Origin of the sequence: Kineosporia mesophila, from assembly GCF_021129235.1 — a bacterium.
Classification (GTDB): Bacteria; Actinomycetota; Actinomycetes; order Actinomycetales; family Kineosporiaceae; genus Kineosporia; species Kineosporia mesophila.
The window spans coordinates 24,224-44,771 of the sequence record NZ_JAJOMA010000004.1 but is presented as its reverse complement, the minus strand read 5'-3'; the positions used below and the strand labels follow the sequence as shown (position 1 = coordinate 44,771).

Annotated in this window: 15 protein-coding genes; 11 read left to right on the top strand and 4 right to left on the bottom strand. The window is 65.9% G+C overall.

Annotated features, from left to right (window positions below):
- Nucleotides 1-227 precede the first annotated feature (227 nt).
- From LR393_RS06810 to LR393_RS06780, 7 genes are read left to right on the top strand one after another with little or no spacing between them, the layout of a single operon-like run.
- On the top strand, nucleotides 228-1,262 hold the full coding sequence (locus LR393_RS06810) for a hypothetical protein (protein ID WP_231482375.1): 1,035 nt from the start codon (nucleotides 228-230) through the stop codon (nucleotides 1,260-1,262).
- Entirely contained in the window at nucleotides 1,259-2,224 is a 966-nt protein-coding gene (locus tag LR393_RS06805) for a glycosyltransferase family 2 protein (protein ID WP_231482370.1), read from the top strand. The genes LR393_RS06810 and LR393_RS06805 overlap by 4 nt, the downstream gene beginning before the upstream one ends.
- A complete protein-coding gene (locus LR393_RS06800; protein ID WP_231482368.1) occupies nucleotides 2,221-3,129 on the top strand; it encodes an aminoglycoside phosphotransferase family protein in 909 nt (302 codons plus the stop codon). Before LR393_RS06805 ends, LR393_RS06800 begins: the two co-directional genes overlap by 4 nt.
- Nucleotides 3,126-4,268, top strand: a complete 1,143-nt coding sequence (locus LR393_RS06795) for a glycosyltransferase family 4 protein (RefSeq protein ID WP_231482366.1) — start codon at nucleotides 3,126-3,128, stop codon at nucleotides 4,266-4,268. The genes LR393_RS06800 and LR393_RS06795 overlap by 4 nt, the downstream gene beginning before the upstream one ends.
- The gene (locus tag LR393_RS06790) at nucleotides 4,265-5,425 is read left to right on the top strand and encodes a glycosyltransferase family 4 protein (protein ID WP_231482363.1); all 1,161 of its coding nucleotides are present in this window, start codon (nucleotides 4,265-4,267) and stop codon (nucleotides 5,423-5,425) included. Before LR393_RS06795 ends, LR393_RS06790 begins: the two co-directional genes overlap by 4 nt.
- Entirely contained in the window at nucleotides 5,407-6,066 is a 660-nt protein-coding gene (locus LR393_RS06785) for a histidine phosphatase family protein (RefSeq protein WP_231482358.1), read from the top strand. Before LR393_RS06790 ends, LR393_RS06785 begins: the two co-directional genes overlap by 19 nt.
- Nucleotides 6,063-7,244: an NAD-dependent epimerase/dehydratase family protein gene (locus LR393_RS06780; protein WP_231482354.1), complete on the top strand. Its 1,182-nt coding sequence runs from the start codon at nucleotides 6,063-6,065 to the stop codon at nucleotides 7,242-7,244. Before LR393_RS06785 ends, LR393_RS06780 begins: the two co-directional genes overlap by 4 nt.
- A 340-nt stretch (nucleotides 7,245-7,584) precedes the next feature.
- Here LR393_RS06780 and LR393_RS06775 read toward each other — a convergent pair whose 3' ends face one another.
- From LR393_RS06775 to LR393_RS06765, 3 genes are all read right to left on the bottom strand, one after another.
- Entirely contained in the window at nucleotides 7,585-7,962 is a 378-nt protein-coding gene (locus LR393_RS06775; RefSeq protein ID WP_231482351.1) for a hypothetical protein, read from the bottom strand.
- Nucleotides 7,963-8,402: 440 nt separating this feature from the next.
- Nucleotides 8,403-8,966, bottom strand: a complete 564-nt coding sequence (locus LR393_RS06770) for a hypothetical protein (protein ID WP_231482349.1) — start codon at nucleotides 8,964-8,966, stop codon at nucleotides 8,403-8,405.
- On the bottom strand, nucleotides 8,963-9,505 hold the full coding sequence (locus LR393_RS06765; protein ID WP_231482345.1) for an RNA polymerase sigma factor: 543 nt from the start codon (nucleotides 9,503-9,505) through the stop codon (nucleotides 8,963-8,965). The genes LR393_RS06770 and LR393_RS06765 overlap by 4 nt, the downstream gene beginning before the upstream one ends.
- Before the next feature lie 946 nt (nucleotides 9,506-10,451).
- Here LR393_RS06765 and mobF point away from each other — a divergent pair.
- From mobF to LR393_RS06750, 3 genes are all read left to right on the top strand, one after another.
- Entirely contained in the window at nucleotides 10,452-15,635 is a 5,184-nt protein-coding gene (mobF, locus tag LR393_RS06760) for a MobF family relaxase (RefSeq protein WP_231482344.1), read from the top strand.
- A 290-nt stretch (nucleotides 15,636-15,925) separates the two neighbouring features.
- Nucleotides 15,926-16,714, top strand: a complete 789-nt coding sequence (locus LR393_RS06755; RefSeq protein WP_231482336.1) for a hypothetical protein — start codon at nucleotides 15,926-15,928, stop codon at nucleotides 16,712-16,714.
- Complete coding sequence (locus tag LR393_RS06750; RefSeq protein WP_231482335.1) at nucleotides 16,711-17,619, top strand: hypothetical protein; 909 nt, start codon at nucleotides 16,711-16,713, stop codon at nucleotides 17,617-17,619. The genes LR393_RS06755 and LR393_RS06750 overlap by 4 nt, the downstream gene beginning before the upstream one ends.
- A gap of 151 nt (nucleotides 17,620-17,770) precedes the next feature.
- On the opposite strand, the gene LR393_RS06745 is transcribed toward LR393_RS06750, so the two are convergent.
- The gene (locus LR393_RS06745) at nucleotides 17,771-19,279 is read right to left on the bottom strand and encodes a tyrosine-type recombinase/integrase (RefSeq protein ID WP_231482333.1); all 1,509 of its coding nucleotides are present in this window, start codon (nucleotides 19,277-19,279) and stop codon (nucleotides 17,771-17,773) included.
- Between the two features lie 339 nt (nucleotides 19,280-19,618).
- Here LR393_RS06745 and LR393_RS06740 point away from each other — a divergent pair, with 339 nt between their 5' ends.
- A complete protein-coding gene (locus tag LR393_RS06740; RefSeq protein WP_231482332.1) occupies nucleotides 19,619-20,548 on the top strand; it encodes a nucleoside hydrolase in 930 nt (309 codons plus the stop codon).

Here is a 20,548-nt window from a genome sequence, read left to right as displayed (position 1 = left end):
CAGCTCTTGGCATTGACTTGTCTCTACCGGCGAACTGGGCAGTTCAGCTCGATCGGTACCGCGTCAATGCCTGCACAGTTGAAGCTTTCGCGTCTCACGGCAGAGATCTGCTGCGCACGGGGGGCCTGATCGGTTATTTGGTTGTGGCGAGGTCCGTAAGCGAAGTCGTGAACGGCTTGACGCGAGTCCTGACACGAGGGTTGGACACACGGGGAGGAGCACGTTCGATGCTTGATGCGCAAGGTGGCGGTGGCATGAGGTTCGCGGATGAGGTCACGGTGCGGGTGCGCTTGGGCGATGCCGTCGTCGCCGTTCGTTCTCGGGTGAAGCTGGTGCTGGAGACGGTGGCTGAGTTCTATCCGCTCGCCACCGTTGACCAGGCCCCGTCGTGGACGTTCACCGCCGAGGCGGCGCCTGCGGACGGGGCTACGATTCACACTGGATTCGGTGTCGGGGTTGATCTGGACCGTCGTCATCGGTCAGTGAGACTACGGTCGGAGTCTGCCTTCAGCCTGGCCGTAACAACCCGGAAGCTGGTGCGTGAGGTGTTCCTGGAGTCGTGCGAGACGGCCGGGTACACAATGGTTCATGCCTCGGCGGTCTACAACGATGAGCAGGTGATCGTGTTCGCCGCGGATAAGCGCGGTGGGAAGACGACCTTGGCCCTGCGGTGCGTCCTCGATCACGGATGGCGATGGTTGTCGAACGACCACCTTATTCTGCTGCGCGATCGTGAGCGAGGTCTTTTAGCAACGTCTTTGCCGACCCCAATCCCGGTCAAGGCCGGGACAGTGGTGGATCTGTGGGACCGACTTCCAGAACCTTGGGACTTCAACGACTTCGATGTCGATCATTGGCGGCGGATTCCGCCCTCAGAGCGTTATCGGGCGGATGACGCTGTCTACTTCACCTTTTCCAGATTTCAGCAAGCGAACCCCGTCCTGCTGCCACTGAAGAACTTGCGAATTGCTCTGGTCTTTCCGTCCTACCTGTCGGCCGCTGATGGTGAAGCACCTGTGGTCAGCGAAGTTGGTGCCGTCAGCTCGGCCGGGGCACTGGCGGATCATCTGCGGCTGGACTGGCTGACGGAGGGTCGGCTCAGCGAGCGATTCATTGCCAGCAGTCACCGTGACGCAATGACTTTCGCCAGAGACGGCGTCAGGCTGACCGGCCAGCTGGCCGCCACGGCCTCCAGCATGCGGTATCAGCACGCGGGCGACCCCGCACCGCTGCTCCACTTCCTGAGGGAGAAGGCTTCATGAGTGCGCAGGCAACGGTGAGTACGGTTATCACGACGTACAACCGGCCGGAAGGCCTACGCCGCGCGTTGGACAGCGCCGGCGCCCAGGACGTGGACGGTCACGAGATCGTCCTGATCAACGACGGCGGCAGCGACGTGAGCGCTGTCGTGCAGGAGGCCAGGCAGCGAACGTCGGCGACGATCCGCCTGATCAACCTGAGCGTGAATCTGGGTCTATCTGCGGCCCGGAAGGTCGGCATCGCCGCGACCGAGGGTGAGTACGTGGCGTTCCTGGATGATGATGACGTCTGGTTGCCTCATCACCTGCGCACTGCTCTGAGAGGGCTTGGTGAGGAGGGCGTCGACGCGGTCTACACAACATGCCTGGTGGCGCACGCCCCGGCCGAACCTGGGCAGGTAGTGCCGTCCCGGCACCGCTTCGATCACGCGTTCAACCCGGATCTTCTGGCCGTCACCAACCTGACACCGGTGATCTCCGTCGTCACCCGCCGGTTCGACCCGCACGACGCGGCCCTCAACCCGGGCAACGTCCTGCAGGAGGACTACGCGCTGTGGCTCGGCCTGGTCAACGGGCACGGCTGGCACATGAAACACCTCAACACGCCGACCACCGTCTATCACCGCATCGCCGCGGCGACGTCGATGACCGGCGACGCCGCCAGGACGATCGCCGGGTCACGAAAGTTCGAACACGGACAGCGTCTCCTGCACCAGCGCTGGCCCGTGGACCCCACGAGTGTGGCTGGCGTGCACCGGGAGATGTTCTTTCGGATGTACGAGGTCCTGGAGGCCCGCTTGAGTGCCGGCCTGCCGACGGACATGTACTACTACGAGCGGACGCTGCGGCTGATCGCCGCCTCCATCAACGGGGACCTGCCTCGTGAGGAGACCAAAAAGCAGCTGGCCCTGGTAGCCGACCCGGCCACCAGCCCCGCCCTCCACCATGAGGAGGTCATCTGGTGAACGTGCCCGGCACCTGGCTCGAGCGAGTCCGCTCCGCTACCACCGACCTCGAATGTGACCTGGTCTTGGCTGACGGGCCGGACCTGCTCATCCACCGCAATGGCAAGGCCGCGCTTTTGGCTGCGGAAACCGGGGACCAGCCTGTCGTGGTCAAGGTGCTCCTGGACGATAGTCCTTTCTGGCAGGCCAAGTTCGCGCAGGAGATCACCGCTTACCGAGTCTTCGAGGAGCACCCCCCGCCGGTGCCCGCACCCCGCCTGGTGACCGCAGACCCCGATGCCGCGGTCCTGGTGATGACCCGGCTGCTCGGCACACCGATCTCTCACGATCGCTACCCGGACGACCTCAGCGTCGAACAGGTCGGAGCACTGCTAGAGGCTGCCGACGACCTGCGAACGTGGTCAGCGCCTGCCGGTGCCTTTCCTGTCGTGTGGAACTACCCGGACCGGTTCACCCGCTACCGGGCTTATCAGATCCTGAACGAACGCGACCAGGCGGCGCTGAACGTCCTGGCCAAGGCCGCCGGTCCCATGCGTCTGGCCCACGGCGATCTGCTGCCCGGCAACGTGCTCAGCGCGCCGGGCGCGGGGCTCAGTGGGGTCCTGGACTGGGAGTTCGCCGGGCTCTTCCTGCCGGGCCTGGATGCCGCCGTGCTGTGGCTCCTGCTCGGCCGCATCCCGACTGTGCGTCAGCGCATCGAGCAGCTGGTGGGAGACGAGCCGATCGCGCAGGCAGGGTTCTGGTGCAACGTGTCGACGATATGCACCCGAGAGCTGCGTACCCACCGAGAGATTCCCGCCGGGCCGGTGCGTGCCGAGCGGCTGGCGTACTTGACGCGGACCTGGGCGGATGTGCGGGGCCGCGTTGGTGCCCTGGCCGATGATCTGGCCGGGGAGCTGTCGTGAGGGTTGCACTGGTCCACCGGGATCTTCACCAGGTCGTGCGCGGCGGGATCTGCACGCTCTACCTGGCCCTGGCCGAGGAGCTCGTGAAGGCTGGGCTCGATGTCATCCTGATCACCCAGGAGACCCCGTACCCGGTGCAGCGTGAGGGCGTGAGGGTGGTGACGCTGCCGCGCACCAACAACCTGGCAGCGCACCGGGTAGCCGCCGCTAGGGCTCTCGATCAGGTCGCCGCGGACGTCGTGGAGTGCTCGACCTGGGAAGCCGAACTGCTCACCTATCTGGAACGCCCGCGCAGCACCCGGGCCCCGGTGCTGGTGCGCGGGGACCTGTCTGCGGCGACGATGAACGCCGTCGAGCTGGCGGCCGAGGAGCAGCAGCTGTGCCATCGGGCCGATCAGGTAGTGGCTGTCAGCCGGTTCGCGGCCGATGACCTGGCCGCTGCCTACGGCATCGACCGGCCGGCTGTCATTGCAAACGGCGTCGATAGGGACCGTTTCACTGCTAGCGGGCTCACACGCCCGGAGTCCGGCTGGGCCGTCGAGCTCGACCGGAGCGGAGCGGTCATCGCACGCCAGTCCCTGCCCGAGCTCATTACCTCGGCCCCGGCCTGGAGCGAGTACTTCAACAACAGCGCTGACGACGGTCTGCTACGTCTGGTGTGGGTCGGAAAGCTCACGCAGATGAAGGGATTCGACCGTCTGCAGCGCCTGGCCACGGGGTTCGGGGAGTCGGTGCGACTGCTGATCGTTCTGGGGCACGGGATCGTGCAGTACCCGGTCGATCTCCCGAGAAACGTGCTGGTGTGCCAGGACTTCGGCACCGACGACCTGCCCGCGGTGTACCGACGCGCTGATTATCTGCTGAGCACCTCCCGCTGGGAGGGCTACGGCCTGGCTATCGCCGAGGCCCTGGCCTGCGGCACCCCGGCCCTGATCCCGGCGGACCTGGCCGCGGGCTCCGAGCTCGTGACCCACGCCAGCACCGGTTACCGGTGGCGGGACGAAGGCGACCTGCTGGAGTTGCTCGGACGGCGCCCGACTCTGCAGGGCGCCCTGCCCTCCACCTTCCGGTGGGAGCACAACGCCGCCGCCACGATCCGGGCCTACCAGGACTTGCTCAGCCCGGCGGTGAGCGGGTGAAGGTGTTGCTGGTCGGCCCCGAGCACGCTGAAGGAAGTCTCCCGCCCTACCTGGACGTCCTGGCCATCCACCTGCGCCGCCTGGGAGTTCACGTCGATCGGCTCGGATCAGCCGGGGTGCCCTACGACGAGAAGGAAGGGCAGTTCCTCACGGTTGAGCGCATGCTGGCCGACGCTAGCCACCTCGCCATCCAGGCCGAGCCCAGCGCGTACGACGTGGTCAGCCTGCACTTCGGCAACCTCGAGATCGAGCAGCTCCTGCCGATGATCTGGCACCACCAGCACCGGACCGGTGACGTACCCGTGGTGATCCACGTGCACGCCCTCGACCCCACCTTGTTCACGACGCATCGCCCGAATACCCAACTCAGGGCGTCCGTGGACCAGACGTTCGCCACGGCCGACGCGTTGGTGTACTTCGGAGACTACGGACGTCGCATCCTCAGCACGCACCTGCCCGACACCACCGACGTGCCCTCGCGCACGATCCCGCTGCCCACCACCATTCCCGACGACGTCAACCCCTCAAGCAACCCGCACCTGGACGCCGCGCTGCACGATTCTCGCCCCGGCGTTACAAAGCTGACCCTGAGCGGATATGCCGCGCCTTGGAAAGACATTTCCGGTCTGATCAAAGCTCTGAACCTCACCCGATCCCAGCTGCGGGTCGTACTGGCCGGCCCGTTCTGGGACGACCCAGCTCAAGCTGGGGCCGACCTGCGGGCAGCCGTCGGGACGGCCGTTCACCTGGGGCGCGCTGCCGAATTCGTCGTCCTGCCGCACTATCTGGACGGCCCGTCCCGGGCCGCCCTTGTGGCCGATAGCCACGCAGGGCTCTTCCCGTACCAGCCCCACGCAACGTTCCAGGGCTCCGGCGCCATCGCTGACTACCTTGTCGCCGGGCGCCCCATCATCGCGACCGATGTGGCCAACATGCGCGAGCTAATACAGGACGCCGGTACCGCCGTGCCACCCGGCAACCCCACGGCCTTGGCCGCAACGCTCGACCGTCTGGCCCTCGACAGCAAGCACCGCAGCCGTCTATGTGAGGCCGCCGAGGCGCGGTCGCCGCAGTTCACGGCTGCTGCCCACGCAGCTTCGTGCTTGTCCTTCTACCGAGAGATCGTCAGGAGAACGTCATGCAGAACGGGGAACTGACCATCGCCCGCCACGGGCAGGCCTGGTGCAACATCGACCAGACCATCGAAGGACCGAACCGCTGCCGGGGCCTGACGCCCACCGGCCACCAGCAGGCCGAACGTCTCGCCCAGCGCCTGGGCATCGAACACGCCCACGCGCCCTACACCGCCCTGTACACCAGCCCGATCTTGCGAGCCCGGCAGACAGCCGACGCGATCGCCATCACCACCGGCCTGGCGCCCACCGTGATGGACGACCTACGCGAACCCGACTACGGCTCAGCCGACGGCTCCCCGTGGGACGAGGTCGTCGCCCTGTTCGGTGCCGCTCCGAGCCTGCACCCGGACCGGCCCGTGGCCGCCGGCGCTGAGTCCTGGTATCACCACCAGAAACGCGTCCACCAGATTCTTCGCGACGTGCTGGGACGTCACCGCGGTCAGCGGGTGCTGCTGGTCGGGCACGGCGAGACCGTTACCGCAGCCCACCATCTGTTCTGCGGCCTGGACAGCACCGCCACCCTGCCCATCGGTTTCGCCGCTCACCAGTCCGCCCTCACCACCTGGAGCCAGCAGCCGGTGTCCTGGCTGCGCCCCGGCGCTGGACAGCGCTGGGCTCTGATCTGCCACAACGACACCGCGCACCTGGCAGGTATCCGATGAACGACCGCCCGTTGGACGCACCCTGGGTGCTGCCCTCTGCGAGCAGTCTGCAAGGCCGCCGCATCTTGGTCACCGGATCCTCCGGAGGCATCGGCCGCCACCTCGTCCAGCGACTCAACGACGCGGGAGCCGAGGTCGTCGGACTCGACATCGCCGACTCAGGACCCCAACCCAGGCTTTGGCGCAACCATCGCCAGACCGTTCGGCAGGACATCCGCTCCAGCGGCGTCCGAGCCACGATGATGCAGTACCAGCCCGAGGTGGTCATGCACCTGGCCGCCCAGGCCTCAGTCCCGGTTTCCGTGGCCTATCCCGTCCACGACGCCGACGTGAACCTTCGCGGCAGCCTCCTCGTGGCCGAAGCCACCGCTGAGGTTGGGGCGCACCTGATCTTCGCGGCTACCTGTGCCATTTATGGACGCCCGGAACGGCTTCCTGTACCGGAGACAGCCCGTCTGGCGCCCATGAGCCCCTACGGCCTCAGCAAGGCCGCGGCTGTGGAGTATCTCGACTGGTTCGCGGTCGAGCGTGGCCTCAAAGTGACCACCTTGATCCTCGGGAACGTCTACGGAGCCGGGAACCAGCACGCCGTCATCGACCGGTTCGTCGCCGAAGCGCTCTCCGGGAACGCGATCCGGATCAACGGTGCAGGCACCGCGACCCGCGACTTCGTCCACATCGACGACGTCACCGCAGCATTTGTCGCGGCAGCCAGCACTACTCCGGCCGGCCGGGTCAATATCGGTAGCGGCATCGAAACCAGCATCCAGACCCTGCAGCAGCTCGTCGTCAACCTTGTCCCACGTACCCAAACCCGTCCGAGCCAGGTCCGGGCCGGCGACATTCCGCGCATGCAGCTCGACCCCACGAGAGCCGCCCAGACACTCGGCTGGAGCACCCGGACGAATCTGATTTCGGGCGTCGCCGCCCTCGTCGGCCGACGCCGAGCTCAGATCGGTCGTATGAGCGCAACACAAGCAACACGATGGCACTTGGCCCGGGCTACCGTGACCACGCCTTCCTCACCCCCACCGGAACCTGATCGGGATCCGGTTCCAGCATCCCGATCCCTGCGCATCTCGCCTCCGAGCAGGGTGCGTCCGTCGCTCCCGAAGCCGCCGGACGAACCATCGTGGCCAGGGAACCCGACATCGCCATCAGGCAATCAGTCCGCGTGACCAAACGGCTTACCGAGATCGGAGCGGGTCTGCCTCAGTCCACCGAAAGTCCACCGACCCAGAGATCCAGCACGCTCAGCAGATCTTGGCTGAAGAAAACCGCAGACCGGGACGGGGAACAGGGCTTTCAGAGAGACCCCGGATCGATGACCCCCCACACCAGTTCGGACTGTGAGAGATCAACGTGATGGCCCGGCGGCCATCACGCCGGGACCGGGTCCCGGCGTGGAGCAACCCGGGCAACCTATGTAGCGACCGCAACACCTGGCAGGGCCCTTCTGCCCCAGGTTTCACGTTAGGTGTCAAGAAGCGATCGCTCCGACACCTGCTGCGAAGAGGGTCATCTGGCCGCGCCTTCGCAACCGGTAAGGACCCGTATGGAGGCACTGCTGAATGTGCCGGTCTCGATCGTCCGGTTCACGCCCGTGTCAAGCGCCTCGATGATGTCTCCCAGGACCGCGGCCTCCTTCTCGAGGTCCGGTCGCAGTTGCGCTGGTGCCGTCTCAGCATCTCGGGTCAGCGTGGCCCGTGCTGCCTTGACGCCGATCACGTCTGTGGACTGACCACTTGGGTCATCGATGAATGTCTGCATTGCTGCCAGTGCGGTCTGGTTGTGATCAATTAATTCCCGGCAGTAGCTCAGCGGATCGGTGATGGCAGATGAGGACGGCGAGGGGGCATCCGCTGCCAGTTGAGCGGCTGAGCCAGGTTCAGCCATCGGATCGCCATCGCTCGCACCTGCGCAGGCGCTAAGTGCTAGTGCGACAACTAGACAGGTAACTCTCACGGGGCGGTGGGCTGGCATATGAGCAAGCTACGGACGGAGAGCTACGGTCACCGCCCATTTACGAGATCTCCGCCAGATGGCTACATCGGTATCCACCGAACCGTCGCGCTTCTCAACCACTCCGAGACCGGCGGAGACTTCGCGCTGGGCTGCGAGCTACTGCTCGCCAGTCGAACACCGTGCGTACCCGATCAGCGCCGCGGTAACGGCCCAGCGTACGGAAAACGTCCGGATAGCAGGGGCTAACCGAGAATTAATGCGGACCAGTCTCATGAGACCCCGCCATGCCCGGTCGACCGTCGTCGGAAGGCCGACCGCCACGTATCCGCCGAGAGTTCCTCGATTGAGACGAATCTTCAACGCCAGGGATCCTATGACGCGTCGACTACAGAGCAGGGCGCGATTGCGCCCTGAGTAATTCCGAAGTCGACGATGGCCTGGACGCCGTGATCGATGGGCGTCACGGAGGCCGAAAGAACGAAGGTGTCTTGCGTGCCGACCGCGCCCGCGGGAATCGTCACCTTGAACTTGTCGGCGCTGACGGTCAGGGAAAGGCCTGGGGTGTCGACTTCGGAGTAGCGTCCGGACTCGCAGGCCTTATTGCTCGGCAGGTACGTGATGTCGGCGGTGATCCCGCGTTCGCGCAACGCAGCCTGTAGGGCTTGGGCGCCTTCCAGGCGGTTGACTTTCACGGTCACTTCCTTGCCGTTGCCGCCCGAGACCGCGTAGGCGGGGGTTGGCCGCAGCGCCATCGCGACAAGCGTGACTGCTAGGGCGCCGGCTGCCGCGGCGACGGGCAGATACCAGAGCCGCGGCTGGCGTCGCTGGACGGGCACCGATGGTGCGGCGGAGGCCTGGGTGCCCACCACGGTCTTCAACTGGGCCAGCAACTGCTTCTCGAAAGCGTCCAGTTCTGGACCGGGTCGGTTGATCACGGCGTCACCTCATGTCGGGGGAAGGTTGGGAACTCACGCAGCAGGCGGCGGGCGCGGTGATATCTCACCCGTGCGGCTCCGGCGCTGATCCCGAGGACGGCAGCTGCCTCGGCGACCGCGAGGCCGTCGACCGCCACCAGTTCGACGACTGCCCGCAGGGAGGCCGGGATCTCGCAGATGAGGCCGAGCACCACTCGGGCGTCCGCTTCGGCGGCGACCCGCTGCACGATGCGGTCAGCAGAATCCTCGTCCAGCCACCGCCTCCCGCTGACCTGGCGGACGGTGGCTTCGTACTGGGCGCTTACCTGCCGGTGCTCGGCGACCGCGTTCCTGGCTATCCCGGTCAACCAGGCGCGCGGCGGTCCGAGCTGCGTTTGGTAGGTGGCTGCTGACCTGATCACGCGGAGGAAGATGTCGGCCGTCACATCCGCGATGTCGTAGGGGTCGTCCAGCCGGCGGGCCACGTAGCTGCGGACGAAGGGCAGGTGCTCACGGTAGAAAGCCTCAAGTTGCTCAGGCTGGGTCGCGACGGTCCGCACGTCGCGCCCCTGAGTCCTGGTCGTCATGTCCTTGCTTCCCCGCATGAGCACCGGGCGTTACAGGGAGCACCCGTCTGACCGATTCGCTGGCCAGGAATCCTCTTAACCCGCAGGGATGCATGCTCTATTGCTGCGAGAACCACGCCACCTACCGCTGAAGGTTACGCATACACCAGTTCGTCCACCGGCAGCCGCACGCTCCCAGAAGTTTCCAGGTGCCGTCGGTCGTACGTCGTCTCCCCTGAGTCAGCCAAGCCGACCAACAGCCAGACCACCGCCCCAGCGTCCACCCGGCCCTCGGAACGCCGAGAGGCCTTTCCATCAGTCATCGCGATCTCCCTCGTCGCCCGCTGATGTCCTGGATCAGCTTGTCAGCAGAGGGGCCGTCCGTACGCCGTCCTTGGGGCCCCGTCCGCGAACCCGCCCTCGGCAGCGGTAGAAAGATCCAATCCGCCTATACAAGAGCGGGAAAAGCCAGACACCTCTTGCATGAAGCGGCGGAGTTAGCGACCCTAGTTCCATGAAACAACCTGCGAATAAGCAATTTTAGTGCCATCCAAGCCCGCAGGCAACCGTCTCAGTTCGGTGAAGTTCGTTGTCGTACATCAGGGTTCACCGATGGCAAGAGATGGCCCTGGAGGTAGAGGTTTTGGTGGGTGCTCTGGTGGTGGGCCGTGCAGCTTGTGGGGCCGCTTCTCGCGCCTCAAGTGCCCTTCGGGTCCTGCGGACGACCCTGCGGGCCGCACTGGACCCGCGAGCCTCGGCGGCTCCCACGGACAGTCTGTAACGGTCAGGCCGGGGGCCTGACCGCTGTGCGCACGGCCCACCACCAGAGCACACGACCAGGCCAGAAAGAGGATTCACGAAGGAGTATGGACGCGATGAGTGGTGGTGCAGGCCGTAGCGCACGCGCGTGTGCTCACCGCCCGCCCGAGGGTCGGCTGTCATGGTGATGACGATCGCGAAACTGACCGCTGGGGACGGTTACCTGTACCTGATGCGCGACATCGCCACCGCCCACGCCGACCAAAAGCTCATGCCCCAGCCGGGCCAGGATGCGACCGCGTATTACACGGCCGAGGGCAACCCGCCGGGCGTCTGGATCGGGCGAGGACGCTACCTCCTGGACCTGAACCCGCTGAAAGGCCAGCCCGCCCGGGTGGTTGAGGCGGAGCAGATGCGGGCGCTGTTCGGGATGGGCCTGCACCCGGACGCCGAGGCGAGAATGGCCGCCTACCAGCAGGCGCACATCACCGCGGGCATGAGCGCGGCGCAGGTGGCGAAGGTCAACGGCGAGGCCCTGCGCTCGGTGACGCTTGGGCGTCCGTTCGCGACGTATCAAGCGCTGGAACCGTTCGAGCAGCGCGTGCAGGAGCGGGTGGCGGCGCTGATCGAGGAGACCGGCCGCGTCCCTGAGCCGGCCGAGGAGAAACGGATCCGGGCACAGGAGGCCCGCCGCCAGCACACGTCCGTGGCCGGGTACGACCTGGTGTTCGCGCCGGTGAAGTCCGCTGCCTTGTTGTGGGCTCTGGATGAGCGGGCGTGGGTGCGTGACGCGGTGATGGCCGCCCACCATGAGGCCAAGGACGCCACGTTGGCGATGCTGGAGGAGCACGCGGCTTTCACCCGGACCGGCACGAACGGTGTGGCGCAGATCGAGACCAAGGGCTTGATCGGCGTCTCCTTCGACCACTACGACAGCCGCGACGGTGACCCCAATCCCCACACGCACGTCGCGATCTCGAACAAGGTCCAAGGCGCCGACGGGATCTGGCGGACCCTGGACGGGCGCGCCCTGTTCCGCCTCACCGTGGCCGCCTCCGAGCACTACAACACGGCCTTCCAGATCGCCCTGAGCGCCCGGACGGGTGTGCGGTTCGAGGCGCGGGAGATGAGCCGGGGTAAGCAGCCGGTGTACGAGATCGCCGGGATCAGCCCGGCACTGATCAAGGATTTCTCTCGCCGCCGCAGCGCTCTCACTGCGCGGTATGAGGAGCTGACCAGTGCCTACCGGGCCGAGCACGGGCACGAACCGTCCGCGTCCATGGCGCACAAGCTGGCCCGCCGCGCGAACCTGGATACCCGCCAGGCCAAGCACGCTGCCCGGTCCCTACCTACGATGCGCGCCATGTGGAGGGAACAAGCCTTCACGCGCCACGGCCGCGAAGTCATCAGCCAGGTCATGGCCGCCGTCCCCGACCCCACACACCGCAATCCCGCCGCCAGTCAGCCCGGTGTGCGTTCTGTGCCTGCGGTTTCGGTGCAGGTGCTGGCTGCGCAGGTTGTGGCGAACGTGGCCGAGAAACGCTCCACCTGGACGGTATGGAACCTGCGAGCCGAGGCCGAGCGCCTGGTCAAGGTCACCGCCGCCCGGCACCAACCGATCACCAATATCCACCCCACCGACAGCACCACGGCGGGCAACTCCACCGGCGCAGACAGTGGCCCTGCGGTGGCTCAGGCGCCTGTCGCCATTGCTGGCCTGGAGGAGCACCAGGCCGCCGTAGCGGCGGTGGTCAAGCAGGCCATGTCCCGGGGCTTGAGCATCAGCATCGAGGCCCCCACTCTGCTGGCCGAGCCGGAGAGTCTGAGGCGTTCGGACGGCGTCTCGGTGTTCGTCCAGCACGCCGCCGACCGGTACACCAGCCAGGCCGTGCTGGACGCTGAACAGCGTCTCGTGAGCGCTGCCACCACCCCCGACCAGGCTCACGCCAAGGCATCGGCGACCAACGTGACGCAGCCGATCGGCGTGCCCTCGGCCGCGTGGATAAGTGCGACGCTGGACGGGTTCGAGGCCGGCCACGGTCGCCCCCTGGATGCCGGTCAGCGGGCGATGGTGAGCGCGTTCGCCACCGATGAACGTCTCCTGACGGTGGGCATCGGGGCGGCCGGGACGGGCAAGACCACGACGATGGTGGCCTACCTGCACACCCTGCAAGCGCAGCAGCGACGCCTCATCCCGCTGGCCACCTCCGCGGCCTCGGCCGCGGTACTGGCCAAGGACCTGGGCGTCCCGGCCGAGAACGTCCACAAGTTCCTGCACGAGCACCTGTCCGGCCACCACAGCCACGCCTTCGAGACCGGCCACGCCGTCGCTCTGCCCCCGAATCTGCGTCCGCTGGCCGTGCGGCGGGGGGACGTGATCCTGGTAGACGAGGCCGGGATGGCGGGCACGTTCACCCTGGACCGGATCACCGCCATCGCCGCCCACCACGGCGCGTCCGTGCGGCTGCTGGGCGACTACCGGCAGTTGTCCGCCGTCGAGTCCGGCGGTGCTCTGCGGCTGATCGCCGCCGAGGCTGGGGCGGTGGAACTGTCCACGCTGCACCGTTTCCGCGACTCGGACGAAGCCGCCGCGACCCTCAAGATCCGCACCGGCGACACCGCCGGACTGGACTTCTACGCCAGCCGGGACCGTATCCGTGGTGGCTCGGTCGAGGCGATGACCGATGCCGCCTACAGTGGCTGGTGGGCCGATGTGCAAGCCGGGAAGATCTCGGTAATGGCGGCCGCGTCCAACGCCGACGTCACCGCCCTGTCCGCCCGGGCCCGTGCCGACCGCGTGAAGGCCGGGCAGGTCGAAACCGACGGCATCACCCTGCACGACGGCAACAGTGCCGGGGTCGGGGACTGGATCGTCACCCGCCACAACTCCCGGCGCCTGTCCACCCACCAGGGCAAGGATTTCGTGCGTAACGGCGATGCCTGGCGTGTGGAGTCCCGGCACGAGGACGGCTCACTCCAGGTCCGCCACCTGGAACACGGCGGCCAGATCCGCCTACCGAGCGCGTACGTGCGTGAGCACGTGGAGCTGCTGTACGCGTCCACGGTGCACCGCACCCAGGGCTCCACCGTCGCCACCATGCACGCCCTGATCAGCGCGGGCATGTTGCGGGAGCACCTGTACGTCGCCCTGACCCGCGCCGCGAAAGCCAGCTACCTGTATGTGGCCACGCATCATCTGCTGTCGGTCGATGAAGACCACCGCGCCGACGCCGCCGCCCACGACCCCCACGCCCGCGCAGCCCTGGCCGTCCTGCACACGGTGCTGGCCGCTGAGGGCGCTCAGGTGTCCGCGACCCAGACCATCCGCGACGCCCAAACCGAGAGCGAGTCCCTAGCGACGCTCATGCCCCGCTACGTCCACGCGGTCGAACGGTTGAACGCCACCGAGCACCGCCGCCACCTCACCCAGCTCCTCGGCAAGAGCGCGGCCACACCACTGTTGAACGACCCGGCCTGGCCCGACGTCGCCCGCGCCCTGCACCACGCGGCAACCACCGGATGGAACCCCAAGGACCTGCTGAAAGTCGTCACGGACGACGCCACCTGGACGGACACACTCACCGTCCCCGGCCGCCCCCTGACCGCTACCGGAACCCCGTCAGTACCGTCGGCGCCGTCGACAACGTCGTCGGTTCAGTTCAGTCAGATGAGCCTAGATGTGGCCCCACCGACCCGCGCGCAGGTCCTGGCCGAGCGCATCACGACCCTGACCAGCCAGCATCACGCGCCCGCGCCGATGGCTGCGCCCACCCGCCAGGACGCCGCCCGATACGCACGCCTGATCGCCGACATCACCACCACACACGAACCGCTCGACCCGGCGACCGCCCTGAAAACCCCCGCTGATCCGGGCCCGTACGCGCCGATCCGGCGCACCGAAACGGTCGCCAGTCGCAACGTTTACAGCGGTCTGCTGGGCCCGGTCATTGGCTCGCGGCTGGCCGAGCAGACCACCCGCGAAGCGGCCTGGCCCGCCGTCCAGGCCGCCCTGAGGCGCCTGGACGAGGCCGGCCACGACCCCGCCAACGTCCTCCGCGAGGTCGGAAACCGGCGTGACCTCGCCGGGGCCCGCAGCATCAGCAGCGTCCTGGCCTGGCGCCTGGGCGAGTACGCCGACACCCACCCCGCCATCTCTCAGACCAGCAGCCATGCCAGCACGAACGCCGGGAAGTCAGGCGCTACGGCGGGTACTCGCACCGAGGCCCCAACGGCCCCGGGGACGGAGCGATCCAGCACGAGCACCACGACGCTCAGCGACCAGTGGTCGCGGCTGGCCTGGCTGCTCAAGGCCCAGGAGAACGCAGGCACTGACATCACCCGGATCCTGCCCCGCAAGACACAAGACGGAGATGAGGCAGCTGCCGTCTCCCTGGCCGATCTGGTCACCCACGTGCGCCGGTACGCCACCACCAGTACCCAGCTCGCCCCCGTCGAGGCCGGTCTGCCGCCCTGGACTCCAGCCATTGCCCGGCACGACGACTACACCCGCGCCGCCGCCGAACAACTGCGCCAGCGCGTCGAGCAGCTCGCCCAGCACGCGATCACCACCCGCCCGGTCTGGCTCCAGAGTTTGGGCATCCCACCCACCGACCCCCGCCAGCAGGCCGCGTGGATGCAGCAGGTCGCCGTCGTAGCCGCGCACCGCGACCAGCACCAGATCACCGACCAGACCAGCGAGAACGACGCCCCGAACTCCCGGCGACCCCTGGGTCCCTACATCGATGCGAGTAGCCCGCACCACCAGGGCTACTGGCAGGCCGCCCACGCCCTTCACACCGCCTACGAGATCAGCCAGTCGTCTGACAACCAGCCGCAGCGCTCCCCGAACAGGACACCAGCACGCACCAGGACAACGGCCACCGGCCCTGGGTCACACTCCGGCCAGGTGTACCCCGTGCACCGTGAACGCCAGATCGCGATCGACCTGTACCGCGCGTTGCCGGACACCGAACGCCTCGCCATCAGTGCCGACATCACCGCGAAACTCGGCCACCGATGGCTCGGTCCCGAACCCCCAGCCCAGGCAGCCGGCACGGCTGGCGTCGCCGGTTCCGACCTGGACGCCATCGTCACGCACCCCGCCCACGTCCAGCAGTTGCACCAGGTCCTGCGCGAACGCGGGCACCTCAGCGACCCCACCAGCGGCAGGGCGAAGGTGCCCAGCGCGGGCGCCGACCAGCGGGCCAGGCGGGCTACGACGCCCCGCGTCAACCGCACCCGATATACGCGCCCGAACCCCACGCCAGCACCGGCGCCCCAGCCCGCCCCCACACCATCGGCGGCCCCCCGTCTACGACCACCGCAAGACCCCCAGCGATACCGTGGACCGCGTCCAAGGCTCTAGACAACGCTTACCGTCCCAAGCGGGGACGAATGCCTGATTCAGCGGCGCGTGCTCTGTAACGCGTCTCGGCGTCTATGAGATCCATGACGCGAAAGAGCAGATGAGGCACAACGTCGCCACTGCCTGATGTCAAGGAAGTCGTTGCCGCAGCGCATGCATTAGCACTGCGCGCGACGCTCGAGCGTGCTACGTTCTTCTACTCGGCGTATCTCCACCGACACGAGGCGTGACGAAGTCATGGCCCTGGGGCGTGCGGTGGCAGCGAAGTTGAAGTGAGCCATGGAGCGTCAATGACCGAGCAGTTGCCCCCATCGGAAAACAATCATTCTGCGAGGAAGCCCGCCAAGGGCATACTTCCTCTCAGCGGGCTTTCCGTAGCAAGCGCACATGCTGGCAAAGTGTGGGAGGTAGCACGCCGCAGCTCAGTGACGCGAGAAGTCCTTGCCAAGAGCCTTGGCCATCGAAGTACAAAAAATGGTGCGTTCCTGGGTAAGATCACTCTTCTTCGAGCGTTCGGTCTTATTGAGACTCGTCCAAATGAGATTTATTTGAGCGAGATTGGTCTGAACCTGGTCCAAGATGGGGTTGACGATAAGCAATCTATGGCCAGGCGCCAAGCAGTCCAGAATGTAAAAGCGTATCAGGAACTCATCCGAACGTTCTCTGGTACGCCCATGCCATCGAAAGATAAGCTTGCCTCGAAGCTGCGGTACGAGTATGAAAAAACACCAAAGGATTCCAGGCTCGCCGCCGGGGCATTTCTAAAAAGTCTTGACTTCGCGGACATGCTTGCAGCGGACGGGTCCGTTCAGATGAATTTTCTTACCGATTCGTCGAAGGATGCATTGCTGAACGATGCCGATCCGCAGGCAGGGGCGTATATTGCACAGACCGTTTCGAAGGAAACGACAGAAGTAAATGATCGTCACACGGCAGCGATATCAGTTGGTTCGAAACATCCCATTCCCTCTGTCGGATATGCGACGCAAGCTAGCATAAACGTAAGCATCGACCTCTCTAAGTATGATGCTCCGGAGGTTCTGGATATTTTACACACCCTGGGATTCGGGCATCGGTGAACGACGACGAAATCTTTGTGACGAACCCGGAACAGTTGCTAGAAGCTATCCGGCTTTTCTCTCTGAATGAGTCGCCTAAGGATCACTCGGGCTATCTCCTGCAGCGCTGCGGTCTTGTGCTTGATGGCCAGCTCACGGCAGCAGGCGAATCGCTGTTCAAGCTGCGACACGTTTTACGGCAGAACGGCGAAGCCGAGCTGGCTCTGGGGCGATTGTTGCGTCAATTAACGCCCATACAAGTAATAGAACAGGAGACGCGCGGGCTGGGTGCCGTGCCTGAAGAAGGAGTCCTTGATCTCCTCCGGAAGCATCGAGCAGCAGGTCGCATTACATCAATCTCGGACTTGCGACCCACGTTGATATGGTTGAATAAACTTCAGGTTCTTACATACTCAAAGAAGTTTAAGACGGTTCGCATTGAAGGATCGGATGAAAAGTCTCCAAATGCTGGAGAGGTCAAGAACATGGCCGCAATGATTTCGCCTCAAACGCCCTTTCTCAACGTGGTACGTCTTCGTCGCCTACTTCGTTCCCTAGGGGGCACCGTCATTTGGGCCGATCCACACTTTGGTGCACGAGCATTGGAAGAACTCGCAGAAGAGACGGATACGGCGCGCGTCAAGGAAATACGTATACTTTCGGGCAATGACACAAACGTTCTAACTGAGAGATCCAGAAAAGATTTTGACCGCTTCTCTTCAGAGATGGCATTAAAGGGAGTGCAGAGCGAGTGGCGTTACGACAGTCTGCGTGACTGGCACGACAGATGGCTGATTTCTGATGCCCAAGTATGGAACGTTCCTCCTGTAAATACACTTTTCAAAAACGACTACAGTGAGATCCTTCCCGCATCTCAGCCCCCACCTATCCGCCTGTGGTGGGATAGGTCGACCCCTCGTCCCTGAAAGGGTGCCCGATCGCTGAAGCCAGCTCGCCGTCTGATTCTCATGGGTCAATGTCGTTTCGAATCTTGCTCTCATCGTCCGGTTCGCAATTTTGGAAGAGCCTCACCGGTTTCCTTATAAACCGTTCAGGCGTGCGCGATGTCTGCATCTTTCAATAGGTCTTTTCGGTAGGTTCAGCTGTGGGTCGTATTTGATTGAGTAATCCGGCGAGGACCAGTCGGACAAGGTCAGGATCCATGCCTTGTAAGGTTTCAGCGGGGTTGGTGCTGGGTGTGGGCAGTGCGGTGACGGTGGCCAGATGAGCCGTGGTCTCGCCATCGGTGGCGCCGGTGTTGTGTCCCTGGATCGCGGTGTCGGCTGATAGGGAAGTTGCTGCAGGAGTTGGTTGCAGTGCACAGACAGCGGAAGATGCCTCTGGGATTAACCTTTGAGCCAACATGCGGGTGGGTGTACGGATGTTGTCGAGGGCGTGACGTAGGCCGTGTGGGGTGACGCGGAAGCCGACGTCGGCGCGGGTGAGGGCGGGGTTCCAGATGTTGTGGCGGAACCAGTCGTTGGACATGTGCCGTTCTGCGTCGGTGGCGGTCTCGCGGGGGTTGCGTGGGTTGTCCTTGCCCGCAGCTCGGCGTTCGGCGCGGTATACGGCGACGGCGTCCTTGCAGTACTGGCAGCGGCAGCGCCCGGCCTGGTAGGCGGTCAGGGTGCCGTGACGGTAGCGGCGTTCTTTCTCGTTCGGCTCGGTGAAGCCCAGGGTCACGGGGTCGGGCAGGACGATTGGCCGTCGTCGCCGGGCCGGTCCTGTGACCTCGGGCAGGGGGAAGAGAAGGTCATCGCGCTTGAGCTGGCGGCTGGTGCAGTGCTCGCGGAGCTTGTCTCGCAGGTGAGGGGCCAGTTTGATCTGACGCCATTCCTTGTCTTTGGGGTAGTGCTTGACCTTGAACTGGGGTCCACCCTGGGTGGTCTTGGCGCGCAGGTGGATGACGACGCGGGAGATGGTGAGGATGGAGCTGTCCCAGTCGATGTCGCGGGGGCGTAGTTCGGACAGTTCTCCCCAGCGCAGGCCGGTCTCGATGTCGGTCTCGACGAGTAGCTGCATGAGGGGTTCGTCGGCCAGGGCTTCGTGCAGGCGCTGGTAGTGCTCGGCGGTGATGGTGCGGCGGGGCTTGCGGGCCACGGGTGGGGTGCGGATACCGCGTCCGGGGTGGGTGGGGATGATCTGGTCGTTCACGGCGGTGGTCATGACGGCGTCGAAGACGACCTTGACGTTGCGGACGGTAGGCGGGTTAGCGTCGTGGACGCTGGACAGACGCGTGAGCCAGGCCCGGATGCGTTCGGGCTGGAGGTCGCGCAGGCGCAGGTCACCGATCTCGGGGTAGACGTACCGGCGTAGGAGGTAGAGGTATCCCTCGCGGGTGGTGTCCTCGATGACGTGGTGGACCAGCCACTCGGTCTCGATGTAGGCGCGCAGAGTGGCCCGGGAGCGCTTGGGGTTCCCACCGCGGCCGGCCTTGGCGTCGTCCTCAGCGGCGTTGGCCTTGCGCAGAGCGGTCTCGCTGCTGTCGTACGTTCCGGCCGAGCGGGGCGTGCCGGTGAGGTCGCGGTACATGCCGGTGTGACGCTCGTGGCCGTTCTTGCCGAGCCTGGTGATGACGTACCCCACGCCGTGCCCTTTCGAAGATCATCTGCTGGCAATCAGCTAGCGAACTAGCACGTTCGCCTCCGGTTCGTAGCGAACCACGGCGAACGCTGATTGTGCCTCTGACCTGCACTTTATCTAGAATATGGCACCGCTGAACAGGGGTGGATTGACGCCTGCGCGTGGCTCATAACCCAGAGGTCGCAGGTTCAAATCCTGTCCCCGCTACAAAGATTGAGGCCTGGTCACCGGAACCCCGGTGACCAGGCCTCAATGGGTTTGGCGGCCCGTCCGGGTCCGGGCCCGAAACGATGCTGGGATAGGCTGATCGGCTGTTCGTTTCGCCTTCTCCTGGGAGTCACCTTGTCCGAGCTGCCGGTCCACTTCGACTGCGACACCGGGATCGACGACTCCCTGGCCCTGGGGCACCTGGTTTCCTGCACCGGCATCGAGCTGGTGAGCATCAGCACGGTGAGCGGCAACATCGACGCCGCGCAGGCGGCCCGCAACACGCTCGACCTGCTGGCCGTGCTGGGGCGTGACGACATCCCGGTCGCCGTCGGCGAGCACGACCCGCTGGTGGGCAGCTACGCCGGTGGCGCCCCGCACGTGCACGGCGGGAACGGCATCGGCGACGTCACCCTCGCCCGGTCCGCCCGCGAACCGGAATCGGTGAGCGGTGCCCAGCAGATCGTCGAGGCAGCACTGGCCCACGCGGGCCGGTTGCACCTGGTCGCGGTCGGGCCGCTCACCAACCTGGCCAGGGCCCTCGAGCTGGAGCCGCGCCTGCCCGAGCTGGTCGCCCACGTCACCATCATGGGTGGCGCGGTCTGGGTGCCCGGCAACATCACCGACCACGCCGAGGCCAACATCGGGAACGACGCCGAGGCCGCAGCCCTCGTGCTCGGGGCCGGCTGGCCGGTCACCCTGGTGCCGCTGGACGTCACCCTGACCCACATGCTCGACGTCACCGCCCAGGACGCGCTGGCGGCCACCGGGGGCGTCTTCCAGGTGGCGCTGGCCGGCATGCTCGACTGCTACCTGGGCTTCCACGAGGTCCGGTACGGCCGGCGCGTCAGCGCCCTCCACGACCCGATGGCCACGATGCTGGCCGTCGGCGACGTCGCGGCCGCCACCGTGCGGTCCACCGGCATCCGGGTCGAGACCTCGGGCGCCGAGCGGGGCCGCACCGTGCCGGTGGAGACCGGTCCGGCGATCGACGTGGTCACCGCCATCGACGATGCGGTCGGTCCGCTCCTGCTCGAGCGGCTCCTCGGCCTGAAGAACGCCTAG

What these genes read in the sequence shown, in the direction of transcription:
- LR393_RS06810 (WP_231482375.1), top strand. Translation starts at nt 228, where the DNA reads ATGCTTGATGCGCAAGGTGGCGGTGGCATGAGGTTCGCGGATGAGGTC.
- LR393_RS06805 (WP_231482370.1), top strand. Translation starts at nt 1,259, where the DNA reads ATGAGTGCGCAGGCAACGGTGAGTACGGTTATCACGACGTACAACCGG.
- LR393_RS06785 (WP_231482358.1), top strand. Translation starts at nt 5,407, where the DNA reads ATGCAGAACGGGGAACTGACCATCGCCCGCCACGGGCAGGCCTGGTGC.
- LR393_RS06780 (WP_231482354.1), top strand. Translation starts at nt 6,063, where the DNA reads ATGAACGACCGCCCGTTGGACGCACCCTGGGTGCTGCCCTCTGCGAGC.
- LR393_RS06775 (WP_231482351.1), bottom strand. Translation starts at nt 7,962, where the DNA reads ATGGCTGAACCTGGCTCAGCCGCTCAACTGGCAGCGGATGCCCCCTCG.
- mobF (WP_231482344.1), top strand. Translation starts at nt 10,452, where the DNA reads ATGGTGATGACGATCGCGAAACTGACCGCTGGGGACGGTTACCTGTAC.
- LR393_RS06755 (WP_231482336.1), top strand. Translation starts at nt 15,926, where the DNA reads ATGACCGAGCAGTTGCCCCCATCGGAAAACAATCATTCTGCGAGGAAG.